The organism is Imperialibacter sp., from assembly GCF_048007035.1.
Classification (GTDB): domain Bacteria; phylum Bacteroidota; class Bacteroidia; order Cytophagales; family Cyclobacteriaceae; genus Imperialibacter.
This window is the reverse complement of the sequence record NZ_CP180355.1, coordinates 6,723,092-6,742,051: the sequence shown is the minus strand read 5'-3', so window position 1 is coordinate 6,742,051 and position 18,960 is coordinate 6,723,092. Positions and strand designations below refer to the sequence as shown.

Annotated in this window: 9 protein-coding genes, 1 tRNA gene and 1 pseudogene; 9 read left to right on the top strand and 2 right to left on the bottom strand. The window is 46.7% G+C overall.

The window, feature by feature from the left end:
- The first annotated feature begins 73 nt into the window (after window positions 1-73).
- From ACMVP2_RS28470 to ACMVP2_RS28450, 5 genes are all read left to right on the top strand, one after another.
- A complete protein-coding gene (locus ACMVP2_RS28470; protein ID WP_416866129.1) occupies window positions 74-3,406 on the top strand; it encodes a SusC/RagA family TonB-linked outer membrane protein in 3,333 nt (1,110 codons plus the stop codon).
- An 11-nt stretch (window positions 3,407-3,417) separates the two neighbouring features.
- Window positions 3,418-4,887, top strand: a complete 1,470-nt coding sequence (locus ACMVP2_RS28465) for a RagB/SusD family nutrient uptake outer membrane protein (protein WP_416866128.1) — start codon at window positions 3,418-3,420, stop codon at window positions 4,885-4,887.
- A 94-nt stretch (window positions 4,888-4,981) separates the two neighbouring features.
- Window positions 4,982-6,649 (top strand): FAD-dependent oxidoreductase, encoded by a 1,668-nt coding sequence (locus ACMVP2_RS28460; RefSeq protein WP_416866127.1) that lies wholly within the window; start codon window positions 4,982-4,984, stop codon window positions 6,647-6,649.
- Between the two features lie 110 nt (window positions 6,650-6,759).
- Window positions 6,760-8,427, top strand: a complete 1,668-nt coding sequence (locus ACMVP2_RS28455; protein ID WP_416866126.1) for an FAD-dependent oxidoreductase — start codon at window positions 6,760-6,762, stop codon at window positions 8,425-8,427.
- A 23-nt stretch (window positions 8,428-8,450) separates the two neighbouring features.
- On the top strand, window positions 8,451-10,088 hold the full coding sequence (locus ACMVP2_RS28450; protein WP_416866125.1) for an FAD-dependent oxidoreductase: 1,638 nt from the start codon (window positions 8,451-8,453) through the stop codon (window positions 10,086-10,088).
- Window positions 10,089-10,167: 79 nt separating this feature from the next.
- Here the strand turns inward: ACMVP2_RS28450 and ACMVP2_RS28445 are convergent, their stop codons facing one another.
- A complete protein-coding gene (locus ACMVP2_RS28445; RefSeq protein ID WP_416866124.1) occupies window positions 10,168-11,853 on the bottom strand; it encodes an amidohydrolase in 1,686 nt (561 codons plus the stop codon).
- A gap of 254 nt (window positions 11,854-12,107) precedes the next feature.
- On the opposite strand from ACMVP2_RS28445, the gene rpsA reads away from it, so the two are divergent.
- From rpsA to ACMVP2_RS28430, 3 genes and pseudogenes are all read left to right on the top strand, one after another.
- A complete protein-coding gene (rpsA, locus tag ACMVP2_RS28440; RefSeq protein WP_151997361.1) occupies window positions 12,108-14,063 on the top strand; it encodes a 30S ribosomal protein S1 in 1,956 nt (651 codons plus the stop codon).
- Window positions 14,064-14,171: 108 nt separating this feature from the next.
- Window positions 14,172-14,242 (top strand) — tRNA-Cys (locus ACMVP2_RS28435).
- 260 nt (window positions 14,243-14,502) lie between these two features.
- A pseudogene (locus ACMVP2_RS28430) lies at window positions 14,503-14,922 on the top strand (c-type cytochrome); the annotation flags it as partial.
- 186 nt (window positions 14,923-15,108) lie between these two features.
- Here the strand turns inward: ACMVP2_RS28430 and ACMVP2_RS28425 are convergent.
- The gene (locus tag ACMVP2_RS28425) at window positions 15,109-15,327 is read right to left on the bottom strand and encodes a hypothetical protein (RefSeq protein ID WP_416868229.1); all 219 of its coding nucleotides are present in this window, start codon (window positions 15,325-15,327) and stop codon (window positions 15,109-15,111) included.
- Window positions 15,328-15,843: 516 nt separating this feature from the next.
- Between ACMVP2_RS28425 and ACMVP2_RS28420 the strand changes: the two genes are divergently transcribed.
- Entirely contained in the window at window positions 15,844-18,957 is a 3,114-nt protein-coding gene (locus ACMVP2_RS28420; protein ID WP_416866123.1) for a TAT-variant-translocated molybdopterin oxidoreductase, read from the top strand.
- The last annotated feature ends 3 nt before the right edge of the window (window positions 18,958-18,960 follow it).

The window sequence follows — 18,960 nt, the reverse complement described above, 5'->3', positions numbered from 1 at the left end:
AGTTGATTGGCGTCCACTAAATGTATTGGTTAAGGTGCTTAGTAAAATCGGATTCACTAAAACATTTAAAATTATGAAAAATGCACTACTGAGGAAAATTATTCTTATGTCCAGGTTGATGCTATATGGAATATTTGTGCAGGCGTTCTTTATTTCTTTGCTCAATGCGGGAGATATTGCGGCCCAGGAGAGTATATACGAGATCAAGCTGGATGTTTATCAGCAAGACAAAACGGTATCCCAATTCTTTAAATACGTAGAAAGAAAAACGGATTTTAAGTTCACCTATAATAGCGATCAGGTAGACCTCAACTCAAAGGTCTCGATCAGCGCCACAGACAAATCTCTTGGAGACATTCTTGAAGAAGTTTCCCAAAAAGCCAAAATGAACTTCAGGCGAATAGACTATAACATTCATGTCAGTAAAAAGGAAGACACTTCCGATCAGGTGGAAGAGGTGATAAGTGTTTTCGCTGCTGACGTGCCGATATCAGGAAAGGTATTTGACGAGAATGGCGATCCATTGCCTGGCGCTACGATAGTGGTGAAGGGAACGGCAGTCGGTACTATCAGCGATATTAATGGGGGCTTTAGTTTATTGGCACCCAATGATGCAACAAGTCTTATTGTTTCTTTTGTAGGCTATCAAAGCCAGGAAGTGTCTATTGCGGGGAGAAGCACTATCGACATAACACTGCAGGCAGATATACAGGCGCTTCAGGAGATAGTTGTAATTGGCTACGGTGCAGTGAAGAAAGCTGATATCACCGGCTCCGTGGCGCAGGTAAAAAGCGAGGAGCTGCAGGCAGTTCCGGTTTTCAACGTAGAGCAAGCGCTCAAGGCTCGTGCTGCAGGTGTGCAGGTAACGCAGAACTCCGGCGAGCCCGGTGGAAGAATTGAAGTACGTATAAGAGGTGGTAATTCAATGATTGGCAGCAACCAGCCTTTGTACGTGGTGGACGGTTTTCCTATGACAGGTGGCATCAACTTCTTAAACCCCGCCGACATAGAGTCCATCGACATTTTGAAAGACGCCTCCGCAACGGCCATTTATGGAGCCCGTGGTGCCAATGGTGTGGTGATCATTACTTCAAAAAGAGGTAGTGCTGATCAAAAAGGGAAGATAGAGGTCAATAGCTCTTATGGTGTGCAAACTACGACGAAAAGGTACGATTTGATGAACGCCCAGGAATACGCCGTAGTTGCCAACGAATGGTTGAAAAATGGTGGACAGCAGCCATTCTTCGATGTGAATACAATTCAAAATCCTGGCACCGACTGGCAGGATGCCGTCCTTCAGGCCGCACCTATTCAAAATCACACAGTTGCTCTTTCCGGTGGCGGCAACAGAACAAGGTATTCGCTTTCAGGTAATTACTTTGACCAGGAGGGAATTATGATCAACACCGGCGCAAAAAGGGGCTCTGTGAGGTTAAACCTGGATCATGAGGTAAACGACTGGTTGAAGGCTGGTGTGAATTTGAATATTTCAAGACGGCAACAATTGACCGTTCCTAACAATAACGGTTACCGTGGAACGACGGTGCTTTCAGCAGCTGCTTCAGCACCTCCAACCCTTTCAGTTTACGACGAAAACGGCCTGCCCACTCAAATTGAGAAAGCCTACAGCTTTGGCTCGGCTGACATGAGGAATCCGATGATTTTCGCACAAAATCAAACAGACAACATCTCCAATAATGTAGTCGGCAACTCGAACTTTGAAGTAAAACTGACTGACGATCTTTCTTTTAAAACCCTTTTGGGTATTGAGTATGCTTATACACTGGTAGACTACTATTCTCCTATTATTTTTCCAAATGACAGGGGTTACGCCAGCCAAACTACTTATTATAGGAGCTCATTTTTGAATGAAAATACGCTGCGTTACAATAAAACCTTTAGTGATATTCATAACCTAAGCGTTGTGGCTGGTTACACCTACCAAACAGATATGAATCGTAGCTTTGGTGTGAGTGTAAATGGTTTTTCCAACAATACTACCAGAAATTACAACCTGGGGGCGGCCGAAACAATTGGCACACCGGGCTCAGGTATTTCCGAGTGGACGCTGGCTTCGTGGCTGGCAAGGGCCAACTACTCTTTTGACGACAGATACCTGCTTACTGTCAGTATGAGAACAGACGGATCATCTCGTTTCGGTACTAATAATAAATGGGCTGTTTTTCCATCTGCAGCAATTGGGTGGAGAATTTCTGAGGAAGCGTTTATGAGTAACGTATCGGCAGTGAGTGACTTGAAACTTAGAGCGAGCTACGGTATTACCGGAAACACGGCTCTTTCGCCTTACCAATCATTGGATAGAATGTCTTCGGTAAGAGCTATTTATGCTGATCAGAAGTTTGCTGTGGGTTACAGCCCATCAGGAATTTCAAACCCTGACCTCCGTTGGGAAACGACCGCACAACTCGACGTGGGAGTAGACTTTGGAATGCTTGACAACCGGTTGAGGTTTACACTAGACTACTATAAAAAGAATACCACTGATCTTCTGGCATCGGTACCGCTTCCTCCATCAGTTGGGTTTGGGTCTATCCTGCAAAATGTGGGCGAAATTCAAAACCAGGGATTTGAATTTACTGTGAATGCAGACATACTTACCCGGGATCTTACCTGGGATGTAACTGGTAGTTTCTCCCTCAACAGGAACAAAGTGATTGACCTGGCAGGCGGAAGTGATATCCTCAGTGCAGGTCAGGGAGCTGTCTGGTCAAGTACCAACATCGCACGTGTAGGGCAGCCTTTGGGAATGTTTTACGGCTATCTAGAGGATGGGTTAACTGACCAGGGATTTATCAAGTACAAAGACCTGAATGATGATGGAGTGATTAATTCACTTGACCGCACCATTCTGGGCAACCCTAACCCTGATTTCTTCTACGGACTCAATTCTCATTTTACCTACAAAGGCTTCGACCTGAATGTGTTCTTCGAGGGAGTGTATGGTAATCAGATCTTTAACGCCACCAACGGCACTCACCTCAACTCATTTCAAAGAGGCAGCAATCAGTTTCGGGACTTGATTGGTAACTACTGGACTGCGGAAAATCCCGACCCGAATGCCAAGTACCCTAAAATTAGTGCTGCAACAGGAGTGGACGTTTCTGACCGTTTCATCGAAATGGGTAGCTACCTCAGGTTGAAATCGGTTAAGCTGGCCTATAACCTTCCCGTGAAGAATTGGGGGATGAATTGGGCTGATCAGGCACAGATTTATGTGTCAGGTATCAACCTTCTCACCTTCACCAAATACACAGGACTTGACCCTGAAGTTAACACCAAGGGTGTTGACGATCAGAATGTCTCAAATCGATTAGAAATGGGCCACGACCAAAGCAGCTATCCTAACGCTAAGCTGACGTCAATTGGTCTCCAAATCAACTTCTAAATCTGACAGTTATGAAAAGAGTATCAAACATAAATGGCCTGGCCATCATATTAATATCATCTGTTTTCCTCCTCTCTTGTAGCGATATGCTGGATGAGGTGCCGAAAAACTTTGTTTCAAGGTCGAATTATTACCAGAACGAAGCGGATGCGCAAGGGGCACTGAATGGAGCTTATAGCTCAATTGGGCCAGATTTCTACGGCATTACAAACTACCTGATGACAGAGTTGCAGGGGGATTATTTGAATGGGAGGGGTTCGCAAGCGCCAATTTCAATCGTTGATCAGGTACTAAATCAGCAAAACATTCAAAGAGCGGCATCTAACTGGGGCACTTTGTATAGCGCTATCAACAAAGCAAACGCTGTTCTCGACAATGTGCCGCAGATAGTGAACATATCGGACAATGCAAAACAACGAATCGTGGCAGAAGCACATTTTCTGAGAGCAATAGCGTATTTCGAGTTGGTTCGGGGCTGGGGCGATGTGCCAATAAAAACCACCGAAAGCACTGATCTGTCGGAATTGTCTGCAGCCAGACAACCTGAAGCAGTCGTATACCAACTCATCATCGACGATGCGAAAGCCGCCGAAGCGGCGCTTGGTGAAGTTGGCAATGAAACCGGCAAGGCCTCGGTATGGGCCGCAAAAATGTTGCTGGCCGATGTGTACCTTACAACCGAAGAGTGGGATCTTGCCGCACAGAAAGCCGACGAGGTAATCACAGGTGGCCCATATTCTCTGGTGCCGGTGAGCGAGCCCGATGATTTCTATAAGATATTTGCTTCAGAAACAAGCACGGAGGACATCATGTCGGTGCACCACTCGGAAATAAGTGGATCAACAATTCCTACCTACATCCACATGGGAGGCAATTACCCATACAACTATAGCAGTTCTGGGTTCTTCGCCTGGTTGCCTGATACTACCTCATTTATAGGGGCCAGCTGGGACGACAATGACCTAAGAAAGCCTTTCAACCTATACAGGGAGTTCCAAAATGCGTCAGGTCAGTGGGTGCCACTGCCTTCCACTACACCAGTTCTGTTTAAAAAATTCATTACCAATGAGGCAGGACAAAGTGTTTACAGTGTTCCAGTTTACAGGTTTACTGAGGCCTTTCTTATTTATGCCGAGGCATCTGCCAGGGCCACAACAACGCCTTCAGCGCTTGCTTTAGAACGCCTTAACATGATTAAACGCAGAGCATATGGTCTGCCTCTGCAGGCGCCTTCAGCGGTAGACTATCCTGCAGGAATGAGCGGAGATGACTTTGTCGAGGCTGTGCTACAAGAGCGTGCCTACGAGTTTCTTTTGGAGCGCCGTCGCTGGTGGGACTTAAAACGCACAGGCAAAGTCAAAGAAGCTTTTGCGGCCGTTGGCAAAACATTTATTGACCAGCGCATGCTATGGCCTATTCCTGAAAGTGAAATCAACAACAATCCCGCTATTACACAACAGGATCAAAATCCGGGTTATTAAAAACTAGGTTGGTTGGTAAATGGGGTGGAGGTAGAATAAAGCTCCGCCCCTTTACCTCCATTCCTTTCAATTGTACCTGCTTAAAATCAAAACTATGAAGCTAAAAATGGTTAGTTGTGTGTTTGCCCTGTTCTTCCTGACCACATCTTTTCATCAGCCGCCACCACAACGTGAGAACGGCCCCTCTTATGACCTGGTGATCTATGGAGGGACGTCGGCTGGGGTTGTTGCCGCTGTTCAAGCAGCCCGTTTGGGAAAAAAGGCCGTGATTATTGAGCCGGGAAACCGCCTGGGCGGTGCAATGAGCGGCGGCCTGGGATGGTCAGACATCGGCAATGAGGAGACCATTGGAGGTATGTCGCTGGAATTCTTTCAACGAGTATATGAGTATTATAAGGATGAATCAGTGTGGAAAGCACAGTCCCGTTCATCGTACCAGCTGAATGGCAATCATGCCATCTCTGAAGGGGGCCCTATGTGGACGTTTGAACCGGAAGTGGCGCAAAAAATACTACTGGAAATGATAGCCTCAGCTCCGCAGAAAATTGAAGTGGTTTACAATGAGCGCATTGACCTGAAAAAGGGTGTTCAAAAGAAGAACGGAGAGATCAAATCGCTAAGGACAGAATCGGGAAAGGTATTTACGGGCAAGTTCTTTATCGATGCCTCATATGAAGGCGACCTGTTGGCATTGGCTGGCGTATCTTACCACGTAGGCAGAGAAAGCCGGGATACCTATAACGAGCCTCTTGCGGGTGTCTTGGGGCCAACCATCAAGGTCAGACAGCCCAAACAGTTTTTTGGTCCGGAAATCTCCCCTTATGATGACAACGGTCAATTACTCCCCACCATTCAGGACGTGCCCATGGGTGAGCAGGGGCAGGGAGATAACAAAATTCAGGCATTCAACTTCAGAACCTGCCTTACTACTTTCGAACCCAACAAAATTCCCATCGAAAGGCCTGAAAGTTATGACTCCATGCAGTATGAATTGCTATATCGATACATTGAGCTGAAGAAGCTTACGAAAATCAGCCAGGTGCTGACCATCAGCGCCATCCCCAATCTTAAAACTGACATCAATGATGGAGGCCATGGCTCGCCTTTCTCCACCGACTATAACGGAATGAACTGGGACTACCCGGAGGGAGGTTATGCCACAAGAGAACGTATTTGGAAAGAGCACTACGATTTTACCATCGGTCTGTTCTATTTCCTTGGCCACGACCCAAGATTGCCACAAACCATGCGTGACGAAATGCTGTCGTACGGGCTGCCAAAAGACGAATTTGTCGACTCGGGCAACTGGACGCCACAAATGTATATTAGAGAAACCCGACGAATGATAGGAGAGCATGTGCTCACGCAAGCCGACTGTCAGGAAACAGTGACTAAACCAAATTCAATAGGGATGGCCTCGTACGGGCCCGACTCTCACCATGTGCAAAGGGTAGTTTATAATGGCGAAGTGCAAAATGAAGGAAATTTTCTGGAGCCCCACAAGTCATACGAAATACCGCTTGGGGTCATATTGCCGAAGTCAAATGAGTGTAAAAACCTGCTCGTGCCGGTATGTGTGTCCAGTTCACATATCGCTTTTGGGTCGATACGGATGGAACCAGTATTCATGATCATGGGCCAGGCTGCTGGCACGCTGGCATCCCTTGCCATTGACGGGAAGGTCCCGGTTCAAAAAGTAGGATATGAGAAGCTTAAAATGCAATTAATAAAAGACAAGCAAAAATTGAATTTGGGTGAATAGAATAGCTGCTTCGGACATTCAGTTGCAGTACGCCATTTTGGAATACTCATAAAAATCTGCTTTGTCTATTGGTATCAGCCCTCGAACTTTAACCTAAAAAAAATCTAACTATGAAAAAATGGCTAACACTCTTTGCGGCACTTGCACTTGTCTCTTCCGCCTGCACTCCCGACAAATCTTCGACGAGTGGTCCACTTGTTTACTCAGCGGACATTGTCGTGTACGGAGGCACCTCTGCAGCAGTAACTGCTGCCGTGCAGGCCAAGAAAATGGGAAAGACGGTCATTATAGTGTCTCCTGATATTCACCTCGGAGGACTGTCGTCGGGTGGTCTTGGATTCACCGACACTGGCAGAAAAGAAGTGATAGGAGGCCTGTCGAGGGAGTTTTACCACCGGCTCTACCAGCACTACCAAAAACCTGACTCGTGGAAATGGCAGCAGCAGTCGGAGTACGGCAACAAAGGGCAGGGCACACCAGCCATCGATGGCAACTCAAGAACGATGTGGATATTTGAACCGCATGCAGCCGAGAATGTTTTCGAGGGATTTGTTACGGAAAATGAAATCGAAATCTACAGAGTCGAATGGCTCGACAGGGAAGGCGGTCTGGTGAAGGAAAATGGTAGGATTGTGTCTTTTAAAACGCTAAGTGGCAAAACATTTACCGGGAAGATGTTCATCGACGCCACCTACGAAGGCGACCTGATGGCTAGCGCCGGGGTCAGCTATCACGTAGGTCGTGAAGCCAATAGTGTCTATGGTGAAGAATGGAATGGTGTGCAGGCGGGTGTATTTCACCATGGCCACTATTTTAAAGAAAATATTGACCCTTACGTGGTGCCAGGAGACCCAGCCAGTGGGCTTCTTCCTTACATTTCAAGTGACAAGCCTGGCCCTAATGGTTCTGGCGACCACAAGATACAGGCTTATTGCTTTCGTATGTGCCTGAGCAACCACCCCGACAACCGTGTGCCTTTTGCCAAACCGGAAGGCTATGACCCGTCAAAATACGAATTGCTGGCCAGGGTGTATGCTGCCGGCTGGGGTGAAACATTTCAGAAATTCGACCCCATCCCCAATCGGAAGACCGACACCAATAATCATGGTCCTTTCAGTACAGATTTTATTGGTATGAACTACGACTACCCCGAGGCCAGCTATGCAAGAAGAAGGGAAATCATTGCTGAGCACGAGAAATACCAGAAGGGCTTGATGTATTACCTGGCGAATGATCCCAATGTACCTGAAGAGGTTCGTACGGAGATGAGCCAATGGGGCCTCGCAAAGGATGAATTTACCGACAATGGCAACTGGCCTCATCAGATTTACGTGCGGGAAGCAAGGCGTATGATAGGAGACCACGTAATGACTGAACACGACGTGCTGAACCACAATGTAGTACCCAAGCCAGTGGGGATGGGCTCTTACACCCTGGACGCTCACAACTCTCAACGGTACGTAACTACAGACGGCTTTGTCCAAAACGAAGGCGACATTGGAGTCCATGCACCACAGCCTTACAGCATTTCGTATGGATCTATCGTGCCAAAGGCAAGTGAATGTGAGAACCTGCTGGTGCCTGTTTGTGTATCAAGCACGCATATTGCCTTCGGCTCTATCAGAATGGAACCAGTTTTCATGATCCTGGGGCAGAGTGCTGCCACTGCAGCCGTGCAGGCAATAGCTGATAACGTACCAGTGCAGGGAGTAGACTATGAAAAGCTCAAGGCGCAACTTATTAAGGACACTCAGAAGCTTACAATGGAAGACATCTAAACAACCGACTAACTACATTCTTTATGAAAAATATCATCTTATTACTTGCCTTAGTTTTCACCCTTTCTTGTTCTTCCTCCACCAGCGAGGAACAGTCGTCAGGATACGACATTGTTGTGTACGGAGGAACCTCCGGTGGCATTGCAGCGGCTGTTCAGGCGTCAAGAATGGGCAAAAAAGTACTACTTATCGAACCTTCAAACCACATTGGCGGCTTGACTACTGGCGGACTGGGGCAAACAGATATTGGCAACAAACAAGCCATCGGCGGCATTGCACGGGAGTTTTATACCAATATCCGCACCCATTACAACGACCCCGCCAACTGGAAATGGCAGGAGCCATCCGCCTATATGGACGGAGGGCAAACCCGCACAGTGGAAGGTGAGCCTACTATGTGGACTTTTGAGCCTTCGGCAGCAATGAAGGTTTATGAACAGATGATAGCCAAAGAAGAAATTGAGCTGGTCATCAACAAAAAGCTTAATAGAGAATCAGGTGTAACCATGAATGGAGCCAGTATATCTCAAATTGAAATGCAGGATGGCACGGTGTACACTGGCAAGGTGTTTATCGATGCCACTTACGAGGGCGACCTGATGGCGGCGGCTGGTGTGAGCTACCACGTAGGCCGTGAAGCAAACAATGTCTACAACGAGACCTACAACGGAGTGCAACTATTGGACGGCCATCAATTCCCCGAGGGTATCGATCCTTACGTTAAAAAAGGTGATCCAACAAGTGGCTTGCTTTGGGGAATTACGGACGACGAACTGAAGGAGCAGGGTAGTGGCGACGATTTGGTGCAGACTTACAACTTCAGGATTTGCCTTACGACTAATCAGGACAATATGGTGCCAATCACCGAGCCTGACAACTACGACCCTGCCAGATATGAACTGCTGTTAAGACTTCTGGAGGCCTTGCCCGACCGGAGAAAGCTGAACAACCATTTTATCTGGAGTCACATGGCCAATGAGAAGACAGACATTAACAACAGGGGTGCGTTTTCTACTGACATGATCGGTATGAGTCATGCCTATCCCGAGGCTAGTTACGGGGAGAGGGAGGCCATCGTTAAAGAGCATGAGGACTACACAAAAGGGTTGCTTTATTTCTACGCTTCTGATCCCCGGGTGCCATCGGAACTTAGGGAAGAAATGAAAACCTGGGGCTACCCCAAAGATGAATACACCAACAACGGCAATTGGTCACCGCAGTTGTATGTGAGAGAAGTTCGCCGCATGATCGGAGAGTACGTCATGACGCAAGCCAACTGTGTTGGGGAGGAAGTGATTAGCGACCCTGTTGGGCTAGCTGCTTACACGATGGACTCACACAATTGCCAGCGCATAGTAGTGGATGGGATGGTGAAAAATGAAGGAAACGTGGAAGTTGGAGGGTTTCCTCCTTATCCGATATCCTATCGTTCCATTGTGCCGAAGAAAGACCAGGCTACCAACCTGCTGGTGCCAGTGGCACTTTCTGCAAGCCATATCGCTTTTGGCTCAATCAGAATGGAGCCTGTGTTCATGGTACTGGGCCAGTCGGCAGCCACAGCAGCTGCATTGGCTATCGACAACAGTCAAACCGTGCAGGCTGTCAACTACGACGCTTTGAAAAAGCAAATGCTCGAGGATGGTCAGCGATTGAACCCCTAACAGGTCACAAAATTGAAAAGTAAGTTTCAGTAGTTTGGTAGGTGGAGGTTAAAACCCGGCTTTTGGCCGGAGTTAATTTTTACTTTTCAAACAGCACTTCTCCGCCCACAATGGTCATCATCACCTGAGTGTCAAGAATGTTTTTTTCGTCGATAGTCATGATATCCTTATCAAAGACAGTGAAATCAGCGAGTTTGCCCACTTCAATAGACCCTTTGATGTCCTCCTCAAAAGCGCCATAAGCAGCATCCAGCGTGTAAGAAACCAGGGCCTGCTCCCGGGTCATTTTCTGGTCAGCTTCATAACCGCCTTCAGGGGTTCCTTTCAGCGTTTTGCGAGTCACCGATGCATAAAAAGAGGGGAGTGGGGCAAGCGGTTCCACCGGCGCATCGGTTCCGTTGATCACTTTAGCACCACTTTGCAGAAGCTTTTGCCAGACGTAAGCACCATCTACAATTCTTTTCTCTCCCAATCTGTTAATTGCCCAGGGTCTGTCGCTCGACATATGAATGGCCTGCATAGCCGCAATCACTCCCAACTCCGCAAACCTTGGAATGTCCGCCAGGTCCAGGTGTTGTGCATGTTCGATCCTGAACCGGGAGTCTTTGGCTTTTTCAGGGTTATTCTTCAAAGCTGCTTCGTAAATGTCCAGCACTTCCTGGTTGCCCCGGTCGCCAATAGCATGGGTACAGATTTGGAAGCCAGCCGCCAGGCCTTCGTTGGTCACTTTTTCGATCTCTTCCATTGGCGTCACATTGTGCCCAAACACCCCCGGCATGTCGCTGTATTCTTCCAGCAGCCAGGCACCTCTTGAACCGAGCGCACCATCTGAGTACAGCTTGATCGAACGAACAGTCAGGTGATTATCACCCAGACCAATTTCAGGGCCTTTGTCGTAGTATTCCTCCAGCAGGTTTTGGTCGTGTCCGCTCAGCATCGTGTATAGCCTGATTTTGAGCTTTCCCTCTTCAGCAAACTGTTTGAATAGTTCAATGTCATCTTTGCCCGCTCCAGCGTTTTGAAAACTGGTAATGCCTAATTCTAAACATGCCTGAACGGCCAATTCCAATGCCCTCTGTTGCTTTTCCATAGTGTTTTCCGGAATAGCTGCCCTAATAAGGCCTTGAGCCGTTTCGTTAAATAGTCCCGTAGGCTCGCCGTTAATGTCACGGAAGATATCACCGCCGTCTGGCGTCTTCGTGTCTTTGGTGATGCCGGCAAGTTCCATGGCTTTGGCATTGGCAAAACCAGCATGTCCGCTCGCATGCGACAGAAACACAGGGTGATTCGGAACTGCTTCGCTTAACAAGTGATGCGTTTGAAAGCCGTCGACCATTCTCTCCGCTGGCTTTATCCATTTGTCCTGGTGCCAGCCTCTGCCGAGTATCCACTCACCCTCAGGTGTTTCGTCTGCGGCTTTTTTCACCTGTGCCACAAGCTCCTCGTAACTGGTTGTGGCCATCAAATCAACGTTCATCAGGTTGTAACCCACGCCCATAATATGCGCATGAGACTCAATAAACCCCGGCGTCATTGTTTTGCCCTCAAGGTTAATGACCTGGGTTTCCGGCCCCACCATATCTTCGGCGCCATCTTTACCACCCACATATATAATAGAGTCGCCTGTTACGGCCACAGCTTCGGCCTTCTGCCCGCCCACAGCGGTGTAAATATTACCTCCCCAAATGACCATATCGGCCTTTGGTGTTTCCTGGCAGGCTGCAAATGCCAGACCCAGAACAATGAGTAGAATGGTTGGTTTCATATACTTTTTCAAATGGGTTAAAACTGAGTAAGCTCGAAATACTCACTAATGTTTCTTTTTTCAAAGAAGAATTATTCCTGACCTGGAGCCACCAAGGCATTATTAACAGGCCTATTTTTTAATCTTAGTGAAAAATGTCTAATTTTGCGCTCCCATTCGGGTGAATGGGCTTCCGGGCATTCTGGATGAGTTTAAACTAAATATTGTTGTGGGCTGGTCCTGCTGCAACAGTGTAATTTTGGACCTTTATTTTTATGGGAGAAACAGCAGTAGAATTTGATTGGGAAGGCTTGTCAGCCAAAGGATTTGGCGAAGGCTATTCAAAATCAAAGCGTGCCGAAATGGAGAAACTCTATGAAGGCACTCTTAATTCGATCACTGAAAAAGAAGTGATCAACGGAACGGTGGTAGGTATTACTGACCGTGACGTAATCGTTAACATCGGTTTCAAATCCGACGGACTTGTGGCCTTGTCTGAATTTCGTGACAGACCTGAGTTGAAAGTTGGCGACGAAGTGCAGGTGTATATTGAGGAGCAGGAAAATGCCAACGGGCAGCTTGTTCTTTCAAGAAGAAAAGCCAAAATCGTTAAGGCATGGGAAACCATCCAACACGCTTATGAGCACGATGAAGTGATCGAAGGTATGGTGAAACGCCGTACTAAAGGTGGTCTTATCGTGGACATCTATGGTGTTGAGGCATTCCTTCCTGGTTCACAAATAGACGTGAAGCCAATTCGTGACTTCGATGTGTTCGTTGGCAAGAAAATGGAAGTGAAAGTTGTGAAGATCAACTACACCAACGACAACGTGGTAGTATCTCACAAAGTATTGATCGAGAAAGATCTTGAGAAGCAAAAGGCTGAAATCCTGAACAACCTTGAAAAAGGTCAGGTACTCGAAGGTGTGATCAAGAACATGACCAACTTTGGTGTGTTCATCGACCTTGGTGGTGTTGACGGCCTGTTGCACATTACCGATATCTCCTGGGGACGTATCAACCATCCGGAAGAAGTACTTCAGCTTGACGCAAAAGTCAACGTGGTTGTACTTGACTTCGACGATGAGAAGAAGCGTATTTCTCTGGGTATGAAACAACTTACGTCACATCCTTGGGATTCACTTGGCAAAGAGATCGAAATTGGCTCTAAAGTGAAGGGCAAGATTGTGAACGTAGCAGACTACGGTGCATTCCTTGAATTGCTTCCTGGCGTTGAAGGTTTGATCCACGTATCTGAAATGTCATGGTCTCAGCACCTGCGCAACCCACAAGACTTCATCAGCATTGGTGATGAAATCGAAGCGGTTGTGTTGACTATCGACAGAGACGAGCGCAAAATGTCACTTGGCATCAAGCAGCTTTCTGAAGACCCATGGACTAAGCAAGACCTAATCGTTAGCTATGCGGTAGGCACCAAGCACAAAGGTGTGGTTCGTAACCTGACTAACTTCGGCTTGTTCATCGAGCTTGAAGAAGGTATCGACGGCCTTGTTCACGTGTCTGACTTGTCATGGACTAAGAAGATCAAGCATCCATCTGAATTCGTGAAAGTAGGGGACGAGCTTGAAGTAGTCGTTCTTGAACTTGACGTTGACAACAGAAGACTGGCACTAAGCCACAAACACCTTGAAGAAAACCCATGGGATACTTTCGAAACAGTATTCACCAGAGGATCTGTTCATAAGTGTACCATTATCAATAAGAGCGAAAAAGGAGCAATCCTTGAATTGCCTTATGGTTTGGAAGGGTTCTCAACTACCAAAAACCTTACAAAGGAAGACGGATCAGTTGCTGAAGCTGGAGAAACACTTGACTTCATGGTAATGGAGTTTTCTAAAGATGAGAAGCGCATTGCTCTTTCTCATACTGCTATCTTTAGCGAGCCACAGCCTCAGGAAAGACCAAAGGCGGCTCCTGCTAAGAAAGATGTAAAAGGAAAGTCTAAGGCGGTTGACAGAATCAACAAAGATGCTGAGAAAACAACCCTTGGCGACCTTGAAGCACTTTCAGCATTGAAAGAGCAGATGGAAAGCAAGGCTACTGCACCGAAGAAGGAGGCAGCAAAGCCAAAGGCAGCAGCAAAGGCTGAGGAAGAAAAGCCAGCGGCAAAAGCCAAGGCTGAAGAAAAGCCTGCAGCTGAGGCAGCCAAGCCAAAAGCGAAAAAAGCCAAGGCTGATGAAGCCGACGCTGCTGATGAAAAATCAGAATAACTGAACAAATAAAAAGAGGTGCTTCGGCACCTTTTTTTATTTTGATTGTTTTACCAATGAAACATTTGGACTGATATAGATAATTTCTAGATTTGCAGTCCCAAAAATGGTCGAGTGGCCGAGTGGCTAGGCAGAGCTCTGCAAAAGCTCCTACAGCGGTTCGAATCCGCTCTCGACCTCAATTAAAAAGAGAGGCAATTTGCCTCTCTTTTCTTATTTTGACCCCTCCTCAAAATGTTCAATCCCGGCCTAATTTAAAATAATTCTAAATAGATCATTTTTTCATTGATAAGCCCTTTTAATTAATTGGTATTCAAAGGTTTTAGATATTATTGCACAGTAGTTCAAAATCGGACAAAAATTTACCTCTAAATAAGTTTTTGAAAAGATTGACTCCCATATTAGATTTGCAAGGACTCTAAAAGGTACAACACAAAAGATGCTAAAACCTGTAAAATTCTCTCCTTTCAAGGAAAAAAGCAGACACCTAACCCGCACCTTTTGTCTATCCCTCGTTGCATTAATATTCTCCGCTGCTGTAGCGTTTGCTCAGGACGGTGAAGCTGCATCAGGCGGAGCGGACGATGGCATTCCTTCTGACCCGGCGGTCATCTCAGCCGGAGAAGCATTATTCAAGCAAAACTGTACAGTGTGTCACGCTGTAAATGATCGGGTTGTCGGCCCGGCTTTGCGTGATATTCACGTTCGCAGGCCTTTGCCATGGATTATCAGCTTCGTGCAGAACTCCCAAAAGGTAATTCAAAGCGGCGACGACTATGCCGTTAAGCTTTATAATGAGTACAACAAGACTCAAATGACCTCGTTTGATTTCTCAAACGAAGAAATCACATCAATTGTTGCTTACTTAAAAGCGGAATCTACCAAACCAGCTGAAATTCCTAAGGCAGACCCTTCTGACGGAGGCAATACTGTGGCAGGCGGGAGTGGTTCAGGCGTTCCATCTGAGTATATCAATATCATATTGATAGGCCTTCTGGTAGTGTTGGCATTGATCCTGTTGGTGCTTGTGCTGATAGTGTCAGTTTTAACAAAATACCTTGCTCAAAAGGACGACCTGGATGAAGAGGACAAAGAGGTCGTTCAGAACAAGTTTGACCTGGGTAAAACCCTCAAAGGAAATACCTTCATGGGCTTTGCGGTATTCATTTTTACAGCCATTGTGCTCAAGAGCGTCATCGACGGTCTGTTCACTGTCGGAGTTCAGCAAGGATACCAGCCTGCGCAGCCCATTGCATTCTCCCATAAGTTGCACGCCGGTCAAATGGAAATCGACTGTAACTATTGCCACACAGGGGTTAGAACCAGTAAATCAGCCAACATACCGTCGCCGAATATATGTATGAATTGCCACACCGTAATTCAGAACGTAGGAGGACAAACAGGTATGTCTCCTGAGATTCAGAAAATATACAACGCTATTGATAACAATCAGCCGATCGAGTGGGTGAGGGTTCACAACCTGCCTGACTTGGCGTACTTCAATCACTCACAGCACGTGAAGGTAGGAGGACTTGAATGCCAGACTTGCCATGGAGAGATTCAGGAAATGGACGTCGTGTATCAGTTCGCTCCATTAACAATGGGCTGGTGTGTTAATTGCCATAGAGAAACACAAATAAATACCAAGGATAACGCTTATTATGACAAACTAGTGGAGCTCCACGAAAAGAAGAGCAAAAAGCCAATGACCGTCGAAGACAACGGTGGTTTGGAGTGTGCTAAGTGTCATTATTAATTGAAAATCATCTCCTGGGACAACATGAAAGAAAATACTAAAATATATTGGAAGGGAATTGAGCAACTGAAGAACGATCCTGAGTTCGTTAAGAATGCTGACAAAGAATTTCCAGAATACCTCCCAATTAGTGAAAATGAAAATGGAAACTCACGTCGTGATTTCCTGAAATTAATGGGATTTGGAGTGGCCGCCGTTTCTTTGGCAGCTTGCGAAGCTCCAATACGAAAGGCGATACCTTACCTTAACAAGCCAGTAGATGTCGACCCAAGCGTCGCCAACTACTATGCATCTACCTATATAAATGGTAGCGACTACTGCAGTGTGGTAGTTAAAACAAGAGAAGGTAGGCCTATCAAAATTGAAGGCAATAAGCTTTCGAAATACTCAGGCGGAGGAACAACTGCTCAGGTAGAAGCAAGCGTACTTTCTCTTTATGACAAGCAAAGGCTGCAAAACCCGGTGAAAGCTGGTGCAGCTGTGACCTGGGATGCACTTGATGCTGAGGTAAAATCCAAGCTAGGAGAGATTGCTGCGGCTGGCGGACAAATCAAAATCGTTACCCATAGTATCGTAAGCCCTTCAACAAAGAAGGCCATTGCAAAATTCATAGCAGCTTACCCAAGCACTCAGGTAATTACTTACGATGCGTCGTCTTATAGCGGAGCGTTGAATGCTAATCTTTCATCATTTGGTATTCGTGCATTACCATCTTACAACTTCAATAAATCAAAGACCACTGTTTCCTTTGGAGCTGATTTCCTAGGAACATGGTTGAACCCGGTTGCTTTTTCGAAGCAATTTGCTGAGACCAGGAAACTTGGGCCTAAGAAGAAAGAAATGTCAAGGCTTTATAGCTTTGAATCCAACCTTTCCCTTACGGGAGCAAACGCTGACTACAGGTCACCTATCCGTCCTTCGGAAGTTGGTCTTTATGTAGGCAACCTGTATAACCTCATTGCCGCTAAGGCAGGAGCACCGACCATTTCAGTGGCCAAAGTTGATGATACTGCCACTTTGACCAAGGCAGCTAATGATCTTTGGGCCAGCAAGGGATCATCGCTTGTGGTGTCGGGTGAAAATGACATCAGTGTTCAAACTGTTGTCAATGCAATTAATAACCTGCTCGGTAACTACGGAAGCACGCTCAGCTGGGATGCTCCTGTGATGACGAAACAGGGAGACGACGCTATGATGGACGTTTTCGTTACTGACCTGTCTCAGGGATTGGTGAGCGGCGTTATCTTCTTCAACTGTAACCCGGTATACGACCACCCTAAAGGTGCAGTTATTGGTTCGAGCCTTGCTAAGGCCAAGTTTACGCTGTCAACTTCCGATAGAGTAGATGAAACCACCTCTCAGGTGACTTATGTAGCTCCTGATAATCACTATTTGGAATCATGGAACGATGCTGAGCCAGCCAAAGGGCAGTATAGCCTTTCGCAGCCTGCCATCAGCAATATATTCAACACACGCCAGGCACAACAGTCTTTCTTAACCTGGGGCAATGTGTCCACTTCATACCTTGATTTCATCAAGGAAAATTGGAAAGAGACGCATTTTGCCAGTCAAACTGAGATTGCTGACTTCCAGACATTTTGGGATCAGTGTCTATACAACGGCGTGTTTGAGGGTGATGCAACCTCTACGATGAGCGCTGTAGAGTTTTCAGGCGATGTAAATGCTGCTGGTACTAAAATAGCTGGTAAATACAAGAAAGGTACTGGTTTAGAGCTGGTAACTTATGAGAGTATAGCGATAGGAGCAGGGGAGCAGGCTAACAACCCATGGTTGCAGGAGATGCCCGATCCACTTTCTAAGGTTTGTTGGGAAAACTACATCAGCATGTCTCAGTCCACTGCCAACGAACTGGGCATTGAGATGAAGGAAGGCTTTACTACCAAGGTGAATGTTAAGGCTGGTATTGGAACCGTCACATTGCCAGTAGTGGTTCAGCCAGGCCAGGCAGCTGGCACTGTTGGATTAGCCCTTGGCTACGGCCGTACTAAAGCGGGCAAAGTTGCTGATGGTGTGGGTGTAAATGCCTTTGCATTGCTGAGCTCAAATAATGAAGGAATCGTTTATTCTGTGGCTGGTGTAACCATTGAGCCAACAGGAGAAAGCTATAGAATTGCGCAGACCCAAACGCACCAGACTTTTATGGGGCGTGAGACAGTTATTCAGGAGGCTACGCTTGCTGAATACAAAGCTGATGCCTCTGCCGGCCGTTACAAGCCAATGATATCCAGCTATTCAGGCCCTAAGAAGCCTAATGCTGTATCTCTTTGGAAAGGCCATGAATACAACAACCACCATTGGGGAATGGTGATTGACCTGAACTCATGTACCGGTTGCGCTGCTTGTTCAGTGGCTTGCCAGGTAGAGAACAATATTCCGGTTGTAGGAAAAGAAGAAGTTGTCAACCGCCGTGAAATGGCATGGCTAAGAATCGACAGGTACTACAGCAGCCAGGGAAGCAAAGAGGACAAGTCGATGGAAGGTTTGAGCATGCTCGAAAAGGCTGCTGAAAACCCTGAAGTAACTTTCCAGCCAATGATGTGCCAGCAGTGTAACAACGCTCCTTGCGAGACTGTTTGTCCTGTTGCTGCCACTACTCACAGCACTGAAGGTCTCAATCAAATGACTTACAACCGTTGTATTGGTACAAGATATTGCGCCAACAACTGTCCCTTCAAAGTACGTCGCTTTAACTGGTTCAAATACCACGACAACCGTCAGTTCCCTGACAACACTTCCATGAACAATGAGCTTGGCAAGATGGTGTTGAATCCGGACGTGGTGGTTAGAGCCCGTGGTGTGATGGAAAAATGCTCTTTCTGCGTGCAGAGAATTCAGGCTGGTAAGCTAAACGCCAAGAAGCAAGGCCGACGCCCTGTTGATGGCGAGATTTCTACAGCTTGTGCCACTGCATGTCCTACAGAAGCCATTGTATTTGGTGATATGAAAGATTCAAACAGCAGAATTTCTCAGCTGCTTCGTCTTTCTGCTACCGAAGAAGGCGACACAGAAGTGAAGGAAGAAAGAGCTTACAATGTGCTCGAGGAAATTGGTGTGAAACCAAACGTTTGGTATTTCACGAAGATTAGAAATAAAGAATTAACTGATAATCAAGCCTAAGAT

Excerpts from the sequence above, each read along its gene's own strand:
- ACMVP2_RS28470 (WP_416866129.1), top strand. The coding sequence starts at position 74 with ATGAAAAATGCACTACTGAGGAAAATTATTCTTATGTCCAGGTTGATG.
- ACMVP2_RS28465 (WP_416866128.1), top strand. The coding sequence starts at position 3,418 with ATGAAAAGAGTATCAAACATAAATGGCCTGGCCATCATATTAATATCA.
- ACMVP2_RS28460 (WP_416866127.1), top strand. The coding sequence starts at position 4,982 with ATGAAGCTAAAAATGGTTAGTTGTGTGTTTGCCCTGTTCTTCCTGACC.
- ACMVP2_RS28455 (WP_416866126.1), top strand. The coding sequence starts at position 6,760 with ATGAAAAAATGGCTAACACTCTTTGCGGCACTTGCACTTGTCTCTTCC.
- ACMVP2_RS28450 (WP_416866125.1), top strand. The coding sequence starts at position 8,451 with ATGAAAAATATCATCTTATTACTTGCCTTAGTTTTCACCCTTTCTTGT.
- ACMVP2_RS28445 (WP_416866124.1), bottom strand. The coding sequence starts at position 11,853 with ATGAAACCAACCATTCTACTCATTGTTCTGGGTCTGGCATTTGCAGCC.
- rpsA (WP_151997361.1), top strand. The coding sequence starts at position 12,108 with ATGGGAGAAACAGCAGTAGAATTTGATTGGGAAGGCTTGTCAGCCAAA.
- ACMVP2_RS28425 (WP_416868229.1), bottom strand. The coding sequence starts at position 15,327 with ATGGGAGAATGCAATGGGCTGCGCAGGCTGGTATCCTTGCTGAACTCC.
- ACMVP2_RS28420 (WP_416866123.1), top strand. The coding sequence starts at position 15,844 with ATGAAAGAAAATACTAAAATATATTGGAAGGGAATTGAGCAACTGAAG.